Consider the following 17,522-nt stretch of genomic DNA (forward strand, 5'->3'; position numbering starts at 1 on the left):
GGTCAAATCACCGCCTCGACTAGATGATCAGATGAACCTATTCGGCAGAAAAGCATCATCGAATACCGAAAACTGCTTGTCCACGATATAATCCGCCGCCAGAAGCGCGGTAGCCGGACTAAGCAAGATGCCGTTCCGATAATGTCCCACAGCGAGCACGACACGCTCCGTTCCCGGTACCGGGCCAATTAACGGAAAGCCGTCCTGCGTTGCGGGACGCAAGCCCGCCCAGCTGTGAAACGGCGTTTGCTTCTCTAGGAAAGGAAACAGCTGCTTATTCCAATTCAAGAGCCGGCTTATTCCTTTCTCCGTGACGGTCGTGTCGTAGCCCGCAACGTCCTCCGATGCACCGCAGACAAGCGTCCCGTTTGCTTTGCCCACCAAGTAGCCTTGATTGCAAAAAACCATGTGCGAAACCGGTCTCGACTCTGCCTCGTACGCGCAAATTTGCCCGCGAATCGGATATACCGGGATATTCAGATGCAAGGTGTCCGTCAGATGCTGCGCCCAGGCACCGGAGCATATGAGCAGCTGGTCGCCTTCAAAAAAACGTCCGTTAGATGCGTGTACGACTACCTCGTTCTGCCATTCTACGATTTCAAGCTGCTCCAGCTCCTCGTAGATTTGCACGCCTAGCCGCCGGCATGCCGTCTCAAGTGCACGCACATAATGAGGCGCATATATATGGCTCTCCTCCGGTGTGTATAACGCAGCTCTCGCCTCACCCGTAAGCAGCGGCTCCATGCGATACAGCGCATCGCCTTCCACAATCATGCCGGTGGAGCCGTATTGCCGCTGCCAGAGCAGTCTGCCTTCAAGCGCCAACAGATCAGCGTCGTGATAAGCGACGTACAGACTGCCCGACTCCGTATATTCAAAGGACTCACCGGAAATCTCCCTTACAGCCCGCTGCCACTCCGGATACAGCTGAAGGCTTTCTAGGCACAGCCGAAAAAACGAATCTGGTCCCTCCACGTTTTCCGAGTAAGGGGCAAGCATACCTGCTGCCGCGCCGGAAGCTTGTCCGCCGCAGCGCTTCGTTTCTAACACCATCGCTTGATGTCCGCGTCTTTGCAGCTCAAGGGCGCAAGACAAGCCGATGATGCCTCCGCCCATGACGATTACTTGTTGTTTCTTCAATTCACCATCGCTCCCGTAAATCCGGCTATTTCAATTTGAATGCATCAAGCCCGCTGCTAGCTGAGGCGTACCTCTTTTTCCCAATCCGGCCAGCCAGATAAGATAGGCGTCCCGCTTCGATCGCCAGGCTCATCGCTCTCGCCATCCTTACCGGATCCTTTGCCTTGGCGACCGGCGTGTTCATCAGCACGCCGCTCACGCCGAGCTCCATCGCCTGCGTGACGTCGCTTGCCGAGCCAAGTCCGGCATCCACAATAATCGGTACGCCCGCCTCCTCGACGATCAAGCCGAGGTTATACGGGTTCAGAATCCCTAGCCCGGTTCCGATCGGAGCCGCGCCAGGCATGACAGCCGCCGCTCCTGCTTCCTCCAGCCGCTTGCAAATGACCGGATCATCGGAAGTATACGGCAGTACCGTAAAGCCTTCTTTCACTAATTGCTCGGTTGCTTTGAGCGTCTCGATCGGGTCTGGCAGAAGCGTCCGTTCATTGACGCTAATCTCCACCTTGATCCAGTCGCTGAGACCGGATGCGCGTGCAAGGCGGGCAATACGTACCGCCTCGTCCGCGTTCCGCGCACCGGAGGTATTCGGCAAATACACATAGTTCTCTCCTTCCAGATGTTGAAGGATTGAATCATCCTCCGTTGAAGCGAGATTGATTCTTCTAATCGCAAAGGTCAACACCTCTGCGCCGGAAGCCTTGATAGCTTCCTTCTGCACGTAAGGGTTAGGAAAAAGTCCTGTTCCTATGAAAAACCGGGAGGTCAGCGTACGACCGCCAATGGTAAGCGAATCTGTATGCATGCGTCTAGCCTCCTCCTACGAAATGAACCAATTCTATCTTCATGCCTGGATATACCGATGTTTCGGTCCATAGCTCCGCGGTTAGCACCTTGCCGTCCGCCTCCGCGACAACCGGCTTGCCGGTCAATCCCAGCTTCTCGATGACATCTTGAATCGTACCCACTAGCTCCAAATGCTGCTTCTCCCCATTTATGACAAGCTCCATGCCCTCACTACCCTCTCTCCAGCTTCCGAATAAACGCCTCGCAGACGCCTTTTACATCATCGCTTCCAACGATTTCGCTCACTGCGCATATCCGCGTGGCTCCAGCTTGAATAACGTCATCCACGTTGTGCAGCTTAATGCCGCCTATCGCCACAAACGGGATGCTAACTTCCTTCACGACCTCACGGACATAGGCAATCGTGACTGGATCTACGACATCCACCTTAGTAGCCGTTGGGTAGATCGGACCTACGCCGATGTAGTCTGCTCCCTGCTGCTCGGCAAGAAGCGCTTCCGCAATTGCATGGGTAGAGATGCCGATTATTTTGTTGCCAACCATTTTTCTCGCTTCCAGCAGCGGTACGTCGCCTTGTCCCAGATGAATGCCGTCCGCATCCACTTCCATTGCAATATCGATGTAGTCGTTGACGATAAAGGTTACGCCGTATTTCCGCGTCAGCTCTCTAAGCGCTTTGGCCTTCTCCGTTATCACGGCCTTGTCACCCGATTTGTCGCGCAGCTGAATGATGTCAACGCCGCCCTTTATCGCTTCCTCCATGACCTCGATCATGCTGCGGCCGGGGTGGAACTGCTCGCCGGTAATGGCATACAATCTGAAATCCTTCATCGATTCGTCACTCCTCTGTATTAAAGCCCGATATAACGGGCGTATAAGCTTCTCGCTCTCACGAAATCATCCGTACCCTGGACCAGCACGCGCCCGTCCGCGAACAGTACAAGCCGTTCGCCCTCCGGCAGCTCCGCTTTCAACAGGAATGGATTGAGGCTTACTTTCACCGCCGCCTGCTCCAGCCGGTCCCTCCATAGCACAAGATCAAGCGCACCGCTGCCCGCGATCTGAATAGTCTCCCGTCCGCATAAAGACAGAACCGCTTGATCCCCATTTAGCTCCAGCGCAGGGTATTCCTTCAACTGGCAGCAGGGGCAATTGTTATCCGGCTCGCCCAGCTTCATCTCGAAGTATTGATTCTGCCACAGATCAAAGGTAACCAGGCTATTTCTTCGCTGCTTCTCATCTCCGACCAAATACTTCATCGCCTCAACCGCCTGATAGGAAGCGACCATATCTACAACCGGCGCAATGACCCCGATCATATCGCATGTCTGGCCGCCGGAATCACCTGTCTTGATAAAACATCGCAGGCATGGCGTCTGCCCTGGAACGAAGATCGCGCTCATCCCCCGCGAGCTGACTGCTCCTCCGTACGTAAACGGGATACCTCGCTTAAAGCAGGCGTCATTAAGCAGGAAACGAGTTTGGAAATTGTCCGTCCCATCGAGTACCAAATCCATACCGTCAATCAGCTCTTCGATATTAAGCGCCGTTACATCAGCAACAATCGCTTCCAACCGAACAGAAGAATTAATTCTGCGAAGCTTCTTCTCCGCGGCAACTACCTTCGGATACACCTGCTCCACATCATCTTCGTCGAACAGCATTTGCCTTTGGAGATTGCTTCTCTCCACATAATCCCTATCGACAAGGCGCACACGGCCGACACCAGCGCGAACCATATGGTTCGCCAGCACCGTTCCAAGTGCTCCCATTCCTACGATACAAACCGCACTATCCATCAGCTTCTGCTGCCCCGCTTCACCAATTGGCGCAAATAACATTTGTCTTGAATACCGTTCCTCCACCTGCTGCTCCTTTCCGCACATTGCTGCTGCATCTTGCTTCTATTGTAATCCCATTATAATGGACGGAAGGCATCCTCTGCCTTAATCTCTTTCTTTAATTGGCCATGTTCGCTTAGCCAGTCAATAACGGCATTCCAAGAATCAGCGGTTTGAGAACCAAACGGCTCCGACCCGGCATCCATGAGCGGCAGCAAAATATCCAAACTCTGCTTCTCAATTTCCGCATCCAGAGGGAAATTCTCATTCTGCGAATCCAGCAGATTCTGGAGCGATTCCTCTGGATGCTCAGCCGTATATTGCTGGCCTTTGGCCGCTGCAGCGATAAATTTCTTAAATGCCTCGCTTTTGCTCGCAAGCCCTTCCTCGCTGGCAGTAAGCACTAGCTCATAATAGTCGGGCACGCCGAATTCCGATGGATCAAATGCGGTCAGCTTCATGCCTTCCTTCTCCAGCAGCGGCTTCTCATGGTTGACGTAGCCGCCGATTATGGCATCTACCTTGTTCGTGGTAATCGCAGGGATGAGATCCCATCCGATATCAATATAATTCAGCTTGGAGACGTCGCCGCCGTCCGATTCGACCATCGTATTCACGATTAGCTGGTCAAGCGGAATGGAAGGATATCCGATCTTTTTGCCAACCAAATCCTTCGGGCTTTGCACCCCTGCTGTATCGAGCGCAAACAAACGGTTAAGCGGATGCCGCACGATGGCCGCCACCGACACGATTGGAATGTCTTCTGCACGGGAAATCGCCACCTGCATCTGGTAGCTTAGCGCTAGATCAGCTTTGCCCGTAGCCACTAATTTGAGCGCATCATTCGTATCGGCCGGAGTCTGGAGCTTGACCTTAAGACCTTCCTCCGCGAAATACCCTTGCTCCTCGGCTGCGTACAGGAAAGAATGTACCGCATTCGGATACCAATCCAGCAGTACGGTAAGCTCGGTTTCCGGAGCAGCCTCTGCGTCTTTATGGTTCGGTGATCCGCAGGCAGCCAGCGCGGATAAGATCAGCACGGAAGCAGCTGTTGCCCTCATATATTTTTTCCAATGATGCATGCCCATTATTTGTTATTCCTCTCTACTTTACATTTAAGATGAACGCCGCGACAGAGCAGCCTTCTCCAGCCACAACGCAGCTAAAAACAATAAGATTCCCATGAGCGACAGCAGCAGAACACCCGAGAATACGGCATCTCCCCTCAGCATGCTTGATGCCCGCTTCGTGTACATGCCAAGTCCGGCCTCTCCGCCCAGCCATTCTCCGAGAGTCGCACCGCCCACGCTAATGGTTGCCGCCATCTTAAGCCCCGTGAAAAAACCAGGAAGCGCAGACGGTATTTTCCATTTCAGAAACAAATCACGCCTTCTCGCGCCCATCGAGCGCATGACCTCGCCTATACCGGAATCTGCCGTGCGGAACCCGTCCGACGTGTTAACCGCAATCGGGAAAAAGGTAAATAAAATGACGACCGCCACCTTGCTCCAAATCTCGTAGCCGAACCACATGACCATAATTGGCGATAGCGCGATAATCGGAATCGTTTGGGACGCAATAATAAGCGGGTATATGGTCTTTCTGGCCAAGCTCGACCCTTCGATGCAGACCGCTGCGAGCGTTCCGAATACAACGGATATGCTTAGGCCAAGCAGCGACTCTCCCAAAGTAATCATGAAATGCTTGCCGAGCAGCTGACGATTGTCCCACATGGACATCAACACGTCCGACAGCTGCGGAATAATGTAATGAGGAATAGAAAGCCATGCTGTTGCCGCCTCCCAGAGAAGGGCCAGCAGCAGGACAAAAACAAGAACAGGCACGCCCGAGCGCAATCGCTGTTTCACCGGCTTGCTCCTTCCTGTCTCGCAGCCTCTTTGCCAAGCAGCCCCAGAGCCTGCCGTTTAAGCAAAACAAAAGAATCGTCCAGCACGGTTTGGTACGTTCTCGGTCTGGGCAGTGCAACGGCAAGCTCCTTCATGATGGACACCGGCGACGCTTCCGCAACGAGCACCCTGTCCGACAGAAGAAGCGCCTCATCGATGTCATGCGTAATGAACAAGATCGTTTTGCGATGCTGCTCCCATATTTGCAGCAGCCATTCCTGCATGCTGATGCGGGTCATCGCATCCAGAGCGCTGAACGGTTCATCCAGCAGCAGCAGTTCTCCACCGCCAAGCACCGAGCGAAGAAAGGATACACGCTGGCGCATACCGCCGGACAGCTCATGGGGACGCTTTTCTTCCGTTCCTTCAAGTCCGAACGTCGGCAGCAGCTCCCGCACGCGCCGCCTCGCCTCCCGCCTTGGTATGCCGGACAGCTCAAGGCCGAGCGCCGCGTTGTCGAGCACGCTTCGCCACGGCATCAGGCTGTCCCGCTGCGGCATGTAGCCGATGCGTCCGGATTGTCGGCGGTGAGCCGCTCCGGAAGGTTCTACTTTCTCCGCGCCGAGCCTGATGGATCCGCCTTGCGGAGTGAGAAGCCCTGCAAGCAAACGAAACAATGTCGTCTTGCCGATGCCGCTTGGCGCAAGGAGCGATACGAATTCGCCCTCCCGAATCGTAAAGCTAAGGTTGGCGAATAACGGCATGCTTTCGTTGAAGGCATACGTAAGTCCCTCTACGGACAAAGCTAGCGGACGCTTATCTCCACTTGGCGTTATCGCCATGCTCACACGTCCCACTCCTCTTGCCGGAATGCCATATCCCAGAACCTGAATTCGAATTTGGACGTCATAACGAAAAGCTCCTCCAGCCTTGCAAGCTCTCGCTCCGGCAGCCCTTCAGCCAGCCTGTCCATCAGCCCGATCGTCCATTCCGCAAGCTCGCCGAACTCCTTCGAACTGTACATAAGGATCCATTCCTTATACAGCGGATGCGCAAGCGCCCCCGGATGAGCGGCGAATGCCTTCCCAATTTCCCAGTAGCTCCACATGCACGGCAGCAAGGCGGCAACCGCCTCTGCCAGCGAGCCTTGACCTGCATCAAGCATATATTTGGTATATGCAATTGTAGTCGGTGCGGGCTTTGTTGCTTCGAGTTCATTGCGCGTAATGCCGAATTGCTCCGCATACTGGCGGTGCAGCTCCATCTCCACATTCAGTGTAGCGTGTAGGAGCTCGGCGAATTTCCCCATAGTCTCCAAATCTCTAGCCTTCAAGCTGCCAAGCGCGAACATCTTGGCATAGTCGATCAAATACACATAATCCTGTTTCATATAATAAATGAATCGTTCCAGCTCCAATGTGCCTTCCCTCAGTCCTGCCAGGAACGGATGCGCATGGCATTTCTCCCACACAGGCTGTACCGCTTGGTACAGCCTTTCGCTAAAACGCTCTGCTTCCGCTTCCGCTTCGTTTCGCATCTGCTACCCCCTCTCGCTTTCCGTTTTCGGCTGGTTGCACCAGTCCGCAATGAAAGCAATCATGACCTTTACATAATCGACGAGCTCGCGCAGCTCGACGCTTTCATCTACTGCATGCGCATGGCGCAGCTCTCCTGGACCGTATATAACGGTCTCGATTCCCGCTCTGCCGATCCACCCCGCATCGGTTACGCTGCCGCTCATACCGATCGTCGGCTTAGAGCCAAGCTGATTGGCATGTGCTGCGGCGAGCGACTTCAGACCGTCTCCTTCCGCTTCAAGCGTCAGAGACGGGAATATTTCGCCGCGCTCCTCCAGCATCGATCGTCCGCCCCAGCGGAAGGTCGGCGGATGCTCGCGGAGCCAAGGATCGGCCTCGGCAACCTTGAGCAGGTGGCTCTCGATTTCGGAAGCTACCGATTCGTAATCCTCGTCAGGGTAGAAATGGACTGTGATCCACAATGCGCATTGATCAGCAATAAATGCCGCATGGCGGCCGCCTTCGATAACGGCGGGATTAATCGTATTCGAGCCTGCCGGAAAACCTGGATATGACTTCGTTACCGCCCAATGGCGTTCAAGCTCCTGAAGCCCCTCGATCAGCTTGACCATTTTCTCAATTGCGCTGGCACCTCTTACGCCTCCGCCTGCATGTATCATTCGCGAGCGCATGCCGTCATGGTAGGTCACGGGGCTTTGCACCGTGACCCAAGCTGTGATGACGCCGCCTTGACCTTGAATCTCCATATGGCTGGTATCCGCGACAATCGCAAAGTCGGCGGTACAGCCTCTTTCCATGCAGGCTCTCGTTCCTGCCTCTCCGGCTTCCTCTCCGATCACCGATTGAAACAGCAGATCACCCTTCAGCTCAACTCCCGCTTCAGCCAACAGCCTGATCGCAAACAGCAGCGCTGCCATACCGCCTTTCATATCCGCGGTTCCCCGGCCATACACGCTGCCAGACTCAACGGTCAGCTTAAAGGGATCATGCTGCCACTGCGCAGCGTCGCCCACCTCGGCAACATCCATATGCCCATTCAGCAGAAGGCTTCGATAATCCGCTCGCTGCGTGCCCGGCTTAATGGCTGTAACGTTAGGATCGCCGGGATAAACCTCCCACAGCTCCGTCTCAAAGCCCGCCGACCGCAGCTGCTCTTCGACGAACCGCTGCGCTTCCAGCGTATTTCGCGCCGGGGGGCTTACGGTCGGATAAGCGATCAGCTGCGACAGCAGCGCAAGCAGCTCATCCTGCCGCTCTTCAGTCGCCTGCTGCAGCTTCGTAATTACGCTTCCCTCAATCATTTCGGTTTCCTCCTATTTACGGAAACGCAGGTGCGGGCAATAGAAAAAAACCATTCGAGAATACACGAATGGTTACGATTCGATACGTTCTCTACGCCAGCATTACCTGGTTCAGATTAACGGTCAGGGACAAAGGGCCCCTATCTCAGCCGGACTACATCCAGCACCCGTACTCCATATGAAGTTAAAACAACTATAGCCTAAGCCTATCCAATTGGCAATATGAATCTGATCATGATTCTCACTTACGAAGGCTCCATTCCTGCCTTCGTCCGATATAGTCTATTGCTTAGAACGCATAGCGGCGTAGACGAATGCTCGTCCAGCATAAACGCGGAGTATTCGCTTGCCGGGAACTCCAATTAGGGATACCTGGAAACCATGTCTCTATTCGATGCTTGAAGGCCGCAAGCTCGCCCACAAGCTTCACTTCAGAAGTCCCTTCCTTGTCTCCTGCGAGTATCCCAATCATGTCGATACCAATTGCGTCAATAAATGATAGGGGAATGCCGAGATCCGCAGCTCCGTTAGGTATTCATACACGCCCTCTCAGCACTTTCCTTACTATGCGCATAAAATGAAACCGGCTCAGACGATCTAGAATGTTCCTCTAGTACGAGAATATGATGCAGCTTTGCCTCAGGTTGTCCGCATTCTACTTTTTTCTCCTTGACGCTTTCCAGCCCGAATGATGCAAGCCTCGCATGCCATTCGAAAATACATCGTTTTTTTAAAACGTTGAATATTTAAACGGTTTAATGTATATTTATGCAATGAGATGAATTTTCGGGAGGTTTATTATGATTCAGACAGAAAACGCAATGACATCGGCTTTATTGGAAACAGCAGAAAAATCCGTTCTATTTACGGCAAATCGTCCGAATATCGTGATGGAGCGCGGCAAGGGCATGTATTTGTGGGATACGGACGATAATCGTTATCTGGATTTCGTCGGCGGATGGGCCGTTGCAAGCCTGGGCCATTCTCCTGAAGCCCTGCAGGAAGCTTTGTCCCGCCAAGCTGCGACACTCGTACATGCAAGCCCTGGCTACTACAACCGCCCTATGCTTGAATTTGCCGAGCTGCTGACCAGCCTGAGCGGAATGGATAAGGTTTTCTTCGGCAGCAGCGGCGCGGAGGCGAACGAAAGCGCCATAAAGCTCGCAAGAAAGCATGGCGCCGTGAACTTGAATGGCGCTTTCGAAATCATTACGCTTGCGAACAGCTTTCATGGACGTTCGCTAGCCACGATGTCAGCGACCGGAAAGCCGCATTGGAAGGAGCTTTTCTCGCCTAAGGTCGATGGCTTCAAGCATGTTCCCATTAATGATTTGGATGCAATCTTCGCAGCCGTTACGAATCAAACCTGTGCCATTATGATCGAGCTCGTGCAGGGGGAAGGCGGCGTCCATTCCGTTGATGAAGCTTATTTATACGGCATTCGCAAAATTTGCGATATGTACGGGATCATGCTTATTTTCGATGAAGTCCAGACGGGGCTTGGAAGAACGGGGAAACTTTTTGCTTACGAGCATTATGGCATCAAGCCCGATGTAATGACGCTGGGCAAAGGCATTGGAGCTGGCTTCCCGCTCTCCGCCATGCTAGCCAAGAGCAAGTACGATTTGTTCGAGCCGGGTGACCAAGGAGGGACTTATACGGGAGCGCCGCTTGCCATGGCCGCAGGCTACGCCGTACTTACGGAGCTGCTTGAGCGGAATGTGACGGATAACGCCAAAACGCAAGGCAACTATATAATGAGCAAGCTGGAGCAATTGTCCGGTGAATTTCCCATTACGAATATTCGCGGCAAGGGCCTTCTTCTCGCCTTTGATACGCCTGCTGGAGCCGCTGCCGAACTTGCTGCAATCTGCTTGCGCGAGGGTCTGCTGATCAATGCGCTCAACCCCTCCACCGTGCGGCTCGTCCCGCCATTAATCGTATCGCAGCAGGACAGCGACGCCATGCTTGGCATTTTGCGCAAAGCATGGGGGCAGCTGTCCTCCTCGTGAATATCAAATAAACGGTCTGCGGTCCAACACGAGCCGAAGCGGCTTATCGGTTCGGATGAGCTCGGGAGTGATCTGCTGAATTGCTGCCAAGCCGCAGACCGCCCCGCATAAGGTATGCAGATCATCGAAGGGCTCGTCCGACTCCTCTCCCAGCTTCGCGAGTCCGGCAATAAATGCTTCCGAGCTGCCTCTGATCGCCGCTTTGCATTCTTCTCTTCGGTAGATCGGATTTTGTCTCAGACAGGTTAGAATCGTATACGCCCAATCAATATGGAAATAGGAGAACAGCTCGGTCGGCACTTCAAGCCCCCCGCTTTGGTAGAGTTCCAGGCAGGTGTCTACCATTCGTCCCGGATATGGAATAGGCTCTTTTCGATGAGCAAGGTTAAATAAGTAATGAAAACTGCCTGCTATATGATGGAACAGCGGCGCGCTCACTAAGCTGCCATCCATTTGCTTCACGCAATCACGTCGCCAAAGACCGGTTAAAGGGTCCGCATTATGCCGGAGCCAGTCGAAATACGTCCGCTCCCAGTCCTCTGTCACGGAGTCGGACAGTACCAGGCTGGCATAAAGGCCCGCTCCTTTTAACGACTCTCCCCACGGCTCATCCCGCCAATCCAAGCTTTCAAGAAATGGCGCGATCTGCTCCTTATCTATCAATGGCTTAAGCATAACGAGCGGATATTTCGCTTTCCCGTCAAACAGCTCCAATGCAGAAAGCGCGAACGCTGTGCTGTGCAGTTCATTATGGCCTAAGCCGGCGAACATACCCGTATGCTCCGATTGATGCTGCTGGATAGCCGCAATCCACAGGTTTAGATCATCTTGGTTATGCGGAAATTCATTCAATATATAAAATAGAATAGCGGCATCCGCCGTTCCGTAAACATCATCATTCCTATTATCCTGCTCAAGCTGGGATAAAAACCTGCCATAGCTTCTGCCCGCTGCATCGTACCGATGAGCCGCAAGCGTTGTCATTACGCGAGCGATAAAAGGGCGCAAATCCGTCATAACCAGCCACCCGCCTTCGTTTCTTTGTTCTGCATTTCGCAGTGCTTACCAATGAAGCGCCTCGCCTGCATAGTCGACATACTCGCACTCCGCCTCGGCTGCCGGAAGCCGTAAACGTTCTGCAATCAGCTGCTGGATGGAGCTCGCCGACTGCTCCGGCGTCAGCGCTGCGCCAGCGTCAAGCTTGCCCTGCATATAGGTTTGCACCCAGCCTGGATGAACGACCAATACACGTCCGCCATGCCTCTTGATGCCGTTATGAATCAGCTTGGACTGCATATTGAGCGCTGCTTTGGACATGCAATAAGCATACCAGCTTTCTCGGTGGCAATCGCCGATGCTGCCTGCCTCAGACGACACGTTCACCAGAAAACGCGACTCGCTTTTCAGCAGCAAGGGCATGAACGCCTGGCTCATGCGAAGGCTGCCCAGCGTATTCACATTGAAGACGTCCAGCATTTCCGCAAAGTTTAACGGATCCAGCACCGTGGCGCCGATGTCGCCTAATATGGCTCCGTTATTGATAAGCAGATCAATCCGCTCCGTTTCCCGGGATACCGCTTCAAGCGCAGCTGCTACGCTTTGGTCGCTCGCTATATCCAGCGGAATAACCGTCAGCTGCTTCGGAAGCTGTTCCCTTAGCGAGTGAAGCTCGGCGGTCTCAGCCGCATATTGACCAGCAAATACCTTATAATCATGAGCAAGCAGCCCCTTTACTAAGGCGAGCCCAACGCCTCGGTCCGCTCCTGTTACGAATGCTGTTTTTCCAGCCAAATTCGTTCCTCCTCTTTCCTATTATTATTCAATCATCGTGTATGTTGGATAAGCCGCTCCGCATATTCTAGATACGGTTGTAATGCGCCTAATCAGCAGGAGGGCTGCCAATTTGCGTACATGGGCTGGCAAAAACAAAGAATTCAAAATCTACGTCATACCCGCATGGAAATGGAAGGAATTCATCGCCTTCGAGCTGATTGCCGGAACGGCGTTTTATTTGCTCTGCAGAAAAACGGCCCATTCGGAGCTTTTCGGCTTAGCTGCGAATATCGCCGGGCCTCAGATGCTCAAATACCTCATGGCTGCTTATCGTCTCGATGCAAAAAACGTTCCACAGCCGCCGCCAAACTGACGGGTCTGCAGAACGTTTCATTCGGATTAGAAACCGAAATATGCCTTCGCATTGCGGTACGATATGTTTTGAACCATATTGCCAAGCAGCTCCATATCATGCGGAGCCTCGCCGTTCTCCACCCATTCGCCAAGCAGGTTGCAAAGCAAGCGCCTGAAATATTCATGCCGGGTGTAGGAAAGAAAGCTGCGTGAGTCGGTGAGCATCCCGACAAAGCGGCTAAGCAGACCAAGATTGGCGAGCGCATTCATTTGGTCCAGCATGCCGTTTTTCGTATCATTGAACCACCAAGCTGAGCCAAGCTGGATTTTGCCAGGCACGCCTCCGCCTTGGAAGCTGCCGATGATCGACCCAAGCACATCATTGTCCTTCGCATTCAGTGAATAGACGATTGTTTTCGGCAATGCATCGTCGGAATCAAGCGCATCAAGCAGCTTTGCAAGCGGGTATGCGACTGCGCTGTCATTGATAGAGTCGAAGCCGGTATCCGGTCCCAGCTTGCCGAACATCCGCGTGCTATTGTTTCTAGCCGCATTAATATGGAACTGCATGGCCCAGCCGTGCTTCGCATATAAACGTCCAAGAAACAGCAGCGTATACGTTTTGTATTGCTTTTCCTCGTCTAAGCTGACCGTTTCCCCGTTCAGAGCTTTGGCGAATATGGCGGAAGCCGCAGCCTTTGTCGTTTCTGCATAAGCCACATAATCAAGCGCATGGTCTGACACCTTGCAGCCAACCTCATTGAAAAACGCTACTCGTGCTTTAAGCGCCTCAAGTAGCTCATCATAACTGTTAATGGAAGCGGAAGCCGAAGCGCCGAGCTTGCCTACCCATTCAAGGAATGTCGGCCGATTAATTTCGAGCGCTTTATCCGGACGGAAGGACGGCAGCACCTGCACATTGAAATCGTCCAATCCCTTGATCGCAATATGATACTCCAGCGAATCGACCGGATCATCCGTCGTACAGATGACCTCGACATTCGACATTTGGATAAGATCGCGCGCCTTGTACCCGCCAGTTGCCAGCTTGGCACCCACCTGATCCCAAATCGCCTGAGCGTTGTTCTCGTTAATGAGCTCCTCCACGCCGAAGTAACGGCGAAGCTCCAAATGCGACCATTGATATAACGGATTGCCAATCGTTTGCGGCACGGTTCCAGCCCAAGCGGCAAACCTGTCATAGTCGCTCACGCCTTCGCCGCCCGTTACGTAACGCTCTTCTACGCCGTTCGCACGCAGCGCCCGCCATTTGTAATGATCACCATACAGCCAAGCCTCCGTCAAATTCGTAAAACTCGTATTCTCAAAAATCTGCTGCGGGCTCAAATGGCAGTGATAGTCAATGATCGGCATGTCCTTGGCAAAATCATGATACAGCCTTACAGCCGTTTCGTTCGATAGCAAAAAATCGTCGTCCATAAATGGTTTCATTTCCGCTTTCCTCCTGAACACTATTTATGAAATTTCACAAGGTCATCAATCTGAACAGCCAGCCCCGTTTGAATCGAACGGTTAGCGGCAATGCCCGTTAGAATTGATCTGGCTCCATCGATATGGTTAGCCGCGCGATTCCAAGGATCCTCTACCGGCGTCCCGAACAAGTCGTTCAGCAATACGGGATCTCCGCCGCCGTGGCCGCCCACGCCTTCTTCCACCTCTACCTCGTAAGGAGCCGCGAACATCGGGAACACTTTAATGGTTTTCTCCTTGAGAGCGCCTTCATCCGCCTTCTCGCCGCCGGAATTTACGTAGGATTGCTCGACGATATTCATCTCAAGCCGTCCTTTCGTTCCATTAAACGCAATTCGATAGCCTTCCCATGGCAAGTAAGCGTTTAACGAATACGTAAGGATGGCGTTGTTTTTGTAGCGGACAAGCACGCCCATCGTGTCTTCGATATTGATTCCGTCGCCGAATACGCTTTGGTCGCGGCGATAGCCGTCCTCATGCTCTGCGTCCAGATACATCGCTTTCAAATGGTCATTTTTATCCAAGTGTAACGCAAACGGATCGTTCTCGGCAATCGGATTTCCCGTCGCACGCTCATAAAATTGTGTTTCGCCGCGCTCCTCTGCGTTCTCGCGCCCGTAGAACAAAAGATCCCCATATGCGAATACCGACTCCGGCTGCGAACCGATCCAGAAATTAACGAGATCGAAATGGTGAGTCGATTTGTGAACCAGCAAACCGCCGCTGTTCTGCTTGTTGCGATGCCATCTGCGGAAATAGTCCGCTCCATGCTGCGTATTCAACAGCCACTCAAAGTGGACGGAAGTTACTTTGCCGATCGTGCCGCTTGCGATAATCTCTCTCGCCTTCGTATGATGAGGCGCATAGCGATAGTTGAACGTCACGCGTACATGGCGGCCCGTCCGTTCGACTGCATCCAATATTTCCTGGCATTTCTTCTCATCCACCGTCATTGGCTTCTCGGTCACGACATCGCAGCCCAGCTCAAGCGCTCGAATGATGTACGTATGATGCGTGCGGTCCATGCTCGTCACGATGACTGCATCCGGCTTCTCCTGCTCGATCATGCGCTCGAATTCATTCGACTTATACGTTCTTACTTCGTTATATTTATATTTATCCACTAGAATGCGGTTCGCATAGTCCATCCGGGTTTGGTTAATATCGCAAAAGGCAAGCAGCTCAGAGGTTTCTCTGAAATCAGATGCAAGCGCACCGTAAAAAAATTCAGCCCTGCCGCCGCTTCCCACAAGCACATAACGTTTTTTTGTCATAATCATGATTCCTCCTTGGATTTGCTTACTTTCATATTAACGCATAATAATGATATAATTCTCTGCATATCCTGCCCTTTTTTGTTGATACACCGCTTTTCTTGCGCAATGTAGAGGAGACTCATTCATGGATAATCCATTTGAAACATGCAGCTTCGGCAGCACTCCCGAGCTCTATGTAGAATACACAAAGCGGTCGACGCCTTATACGATGGCAGACGACCATTACCACGAATATTACGAAATCTATTATATGCTCTCCGGACAACGCATTTATTTCATAAAGGACCGCTCCTATTCCATTGAGCAAGGCGATCTCGTTTTTATTCGGAAGCATGAGCTGCACAAAACGATGCAGGTCGGCCACGACTCCCACGAGCGGCTCATCCTTCATTTCGACGATACCATGCTGAAGCGGTTGGCGGGAGCGCATGTGGGGCTTCTCTTGTCCGCGTTCAATGAGACAGCTCCTGTTATCCGTCTGCCCCGGCAAGAGCTGCTGGCTATGGATCAGCTAATGAGAAAGCTGCTGACAGAGATAAAAGAAGAAACGCCTGGTTATGAGCTTATTCCTCCAAATGTTCTAACGATGCTGCTATTGACTGCTGCCAGACATATTCAGCAGCACGAACCTGTTCCGATGCATCATGCAACGCCTATGCATGCCAAGATTACGGAGATCACCCGCTACATTAACGGGCATTTTGCAGAGTCTCTTCGGCTGAGCACAGTGGCCGATCATTATTTCATCAGCCCTTACTATTTGAGCCGCATGTTTAAAGAAATAACGGGGTTCGCTTTCTCCGACTACATCATCATAACGCGCATCAAAGAGGCGCAGCGCCTGCTTCGTGAGACGGACAGCAGCGTCACCGATATCGCAGCCGCGGTTGGTTTCGACAATTTCTCCCATTTCGGTAAAACGTTTAAAAAAATAACCCGTCACTCCCCGCGCGATTATCGAAAGCAATATCTGTGATGATATTAAACTATGTCGTAATATCGTATAATAATGGTCATTAATTCGCACTAAAAATGAGTGTGAATCTATGTTAAATTATATTTGTTGTCATAAATTTATAGATGAACCACAGAAACGCAAATAGATGCCCAGGGAGAGATGAACCGATGATCCGAATTGGTAAAATCAGTTATTGGCATGTACACGCATGGGATTATACAAAGCAAGCGCAGGAGCACCCCGGTACGGAGATCGTCGCAGTATGGGATGAAATCGCGGAACGCGGCCAAGCTGCCGCTGACAAGCTAGGTGTTGACTTCCACGCTAATTTGGATGAAATGCTTCAGCGCGACGATATCGACGCCGTTATCGTAGACGCACCCACAAACAGGCACCAAGAAGTAATCGTTGCTGCTGCCAAAGCAGGCAAGCATATTTTCACGGAGAAGGTCATTGCTGCAACATTGAAGGAATTGAACATTATACTAGATGAAGTAGCCAAAAGTAATGTAAAATTAACAGTGTCGCTGCCGCGCTTGAATGATGGCTACACACTTGCGATTCGTGATATTTTATCGCAAGGCGTGCTTGGCAGAATCACGCTCGTACGTGCCCGCTTGTCCCATAACGGAGCAACAGCCAACTGGCTGCCTGAGCATTTCTACAGCCTTGAGGAATGCGGCGGAGGCGCTTTGATCGATCTTGGTTGCCATCCGATGTATTTGACTAGACTGTTTATGAACGAGATGCCTCAAGAGGTGTCCGCTCATTTCGGCTATGTTACCGGCAAACAGGTAGAAGACAACGCCGTGTCAATCTTGACATCCGCTTCCGGTTCAATCGGGATTGTAGAGGCCGGCTTCGTGAACAACCATTCGCCATTTACGCTTGAGGTGCACGGTACGGAAGGCTCGCTGCTTTACGGAACGCCTGAGAACCAGCTGCTGCTTCGCACGTCGGCACCAGGTGCGGACTCTTCGGAGAAATGGACAGCGCAGTCTATTCCGCCGGCTCGCGAGAGCGCTTTTGACCAGTGGGTACAGCATATCGAGAACGACACGACAGCAGACGAAAATGTAAGCCTTGCCATCGATTTGACGAAGCTGATGGAAGCTTCCAATCTATCGGCCCGTGAGCATCGCGCCGTTCGAATCGATGAGCTGAGCAAGTAGCGGCAAGGGGG

Annotated in this window: 18 protein-coding genes; 4 read left to right on the forward strand and 14 right to left on the reverse strand. The window is 52.5% G+C overall.

Annotated features, from left to right (window positions below):
• Window positions 1–27 precede the first annotated feature (27 nt).
• From thiO to FHS16_RS21360, 10 genes are read right to left on the reverse strand one after another with little or no spacing between them, the layout of a single operon-like run.
• On the reverse strand, window positions 28–1,116 hold the full coding sequence (gene thiO, locus FHS16_RS21315; protein WP_183567663.1) for a glycine oxidase ThiO: 1,089 nt from the start codon (window positions 1,114–1,116) through the stop codon (window positions 28–30).
• A gap of 49 nt (window positions 1,117–1,165) precedes the next feature.
• Window positions 1,166–1,945, reverse strand: coding sequence for a thiazole synthase (locus tag FHS16_RS21320; RefSeq protein ID WP_183567452.1), 780 nt, complete (start codon window positions 1,943–1,945; stop codon window positions 1,166–1,168).
• 4 nt (window positions 1,946–1,949) lie between these two features.
• A complete protein-coding gene (gene thiS / locus FHS16_RS21325; RefSeq protein ID WP_183567455.1) occupies window positions 1,950–2,150 on the reverse strand; it encodes a sulfur carrier protein ThiS in 201 nt (66 codons plus the stop codon).
• Between the two features lie 7 nt (window positions 2,151–2,157).
• Window positions 2,158–2,778: a thiamine phosphate synthase gene (gene thiE / locus FHS16_RS21330; protein ID WP_183567458.1), complete on the reverse strand. Its 621-nt coding sequence runs from the start codon at window positions 2,776–2,778 to the stop codon at window positions 2,158–2,160.
• Between the two features lie 20 nt (window positions 2,779–2,798).
• The gene (locus FHS16_RS21335; protein ID WP_183567460.1) at window positions 2,799–3,833 is read right to left on the reverse strand and encodes a ThiF family adenylyltransferase; all 1,035 of its coding nucleotides are present in this window, start codon (window positions 3,831–3,833) and stop codon (window positions 2,799–2,801) included.
• A gap of 32 nt (window positions 3,834–3,865) precedes the next feature.
• Complete coding sequence (locus FHS16_RS21340; protein ID WP_183567666.1) at window positions 3,866–4,870, reverse strand: ABC transporter substrate-binding protein; 1,005 nt, start codon at window positions 4,868–4,870, stop codon at window positions 3,866–3,868.
• 33 nt (window positions 4,871–4,903) lie between these two features.
• A complete protein-coding gene (locus FHS16_RS21345; RefSeq protein ID WP_183567463.1) occupies window positions 4,904–5,656 on the reverse strand; it encodes an ABC transporter permease in 753 nt (250 codons plus the stop codon).
• Window positions 5,653–6,477 carry an ABC transporter ATP-binding protein gene (locus FHS16_RS21350; RefSeq protein ID WP_183567669.1) on the reverse strand — a complete coding sequence of 275 codons (825 nt, stop codon included), beginning with the start codon at window positions 6,475–6,477 and terminating at the stop codon, window positions 5,653–5,655. The genes FHS16_RS21345 and FHS16_RS21350 overlap by 4 nt, the downstream gene beginning before the upstream one ends.
• 2 nt (window positions 6,478–6,479) lie before the next feature.
• Window positions 6,480–7,172, reverse strand: coding sequence for a thiaminase II (gene tenA, locus FHS16_RS21355; RefSeq protein ID WP_183567466.1), 693 nt, complete (start codon window positions 7,170–7,172; stop codon window positions 6,480–6,482).
• Between the two features lie 3 nt (window positions 7,173–7,175).
• Window positions 7,176–8,474 carry an acetylornithine deacetylase gene (locus FHS16_RS21360; protein WP_183567469.1) on the reverse strand — a complete coding sequence of 433 codons (1,299 nt, stop codon included), beginning with the start codon at window positions 8,472–8,474 and terminating at the stop codon, window positions 7,176–7,178.
• An 800-nt stretch (window positions 8,475–9,274) separates the two neighbouring features.
• Here FHS16_RS21360 and FHS16_RS21365 point away from each other — a divergent pair.
• A complete protein-coding gene (locus FHS16_RS21365) occupies window positions 9,275–10,486 on the forward strand; it encodes an aspartate aminotransferase family protein (protein WP_183567472.1) in 1,212 nt (403 codons plus the stop codon).
• Between the two features lie 3 nt (window positions 10,487–10,489).
• Here the strand turns inward: FHS16_RS21365 and FHS16_RS21370 are convergent, their stop codons facing one another.
• Window positions 10,490–11,503, reverse strand: a complete 1,014-nt coding sequence (locus FHS16_RS21370; RefSeq protein WP_183567475.1) for a hypothetical protein — start codon at window positions 11,501–11,503, stop codon at window positions 10,490–10,492.
• Between the two features lie 45 nt (window positions 11,504–11,548).
• On the reverse strand, window positions 11,549–12,277 hold the full coding sequence (locus FHS16_RS21375) for an SDR family NAD(P)-dependent oxidoreductase (RefSeq protein ID WP_183567478.1): 729 nt from the start codon (window positions 12,275–12,277) through the stop codon (window positions 11,549–11,551).
• A 112-nt stretch (window positions 12,278–12,389) separates the two neighbouring features.
• Here FHS16_RS21375 and FHS16_RS21380 point away from each other — a divergent pair, with 112 nt between their 5' ends.
• A complete protein-coding gene (locus FHS16_RS21380) occupies window positions 12,390–12,632 on the forward strand; it encodes a hypothetical protein (RefSeq protein WP_183567481.1) in 243 nt (80 codons plus the stop codon).
• Window positions 12,633–12,658: 26 nt separating this feature from the next.
• Here the strand turns inward: FHS16_RS21380 and uxaC are convergent, their stop codons facing one another.
• Both uxaC and FHS16_RS21390 read right to left on the reverse strand, forming a co-directional pair.
• Complete coding sequence (gene uxaC / locus FHS16_RS21385; RefSeq protein WP_183567484.1) at window positions 12,659–14,065, reverse strand: glucuronate isomerase; 1,407 nt, start codon at window positions 14,063–14,065, stop codon at window positions 12,659–12,661.
• Window positions 14,066–14,085: 20 nt separating this feature from the next.
• Entirely contained in the window at window positions 14,086–15,381 is a 1,296-nt protein-coding gene (locus FHS16_RS21390; RefSeq protein WP_183567672.1) for a Gfo/Idh/MocA family protein, read from the reverse strand.
• 124 nt (window positions 15,382–15,505) lie between these two features.
• Here FHS16_RS21390 and FHS16_RS21395 point away from each other — a divergent pair, with 124 nt between their 5' ends.
• The gene (locus FHS16_RS21395; protein WP_183567487.1) at window positions 15,506–16,357 is read left to right on the forward strand and encodes a helix-turn-helix transcriptional regulator; all 852 of its coding nucleotides are present in this window, start codon (window positions 15,506–15,508) and stop codon (window positions 16,355–16,357) included.
• Window positions 16,358–16,506: 149 nt separating this feature from the next.
• Window positions 16,507–17,511, forward strand: coding sequence for a Gfo/Idh/MocA family protein (locus FHS16_RS21400; RefSeq protein ID WP_183567490.1), 1,005 nt, complete (start codon window positions 16,507–16,509; stop codon window positions 17,509–17,511).
• Window positions 17,512–17,522 lie beyond the last annotated feature (11 nt).

Source organism: Paenibacillus endophyticus (assembly GCF_014192395.1).
Taxonomy (GTDB): domain Bacteria; phylum Bacillota; class Bacilli; order Paenibacillales; family Paenibacillaceae; genus Pristimantibacillus; species Pristimantibacillus endophyticus.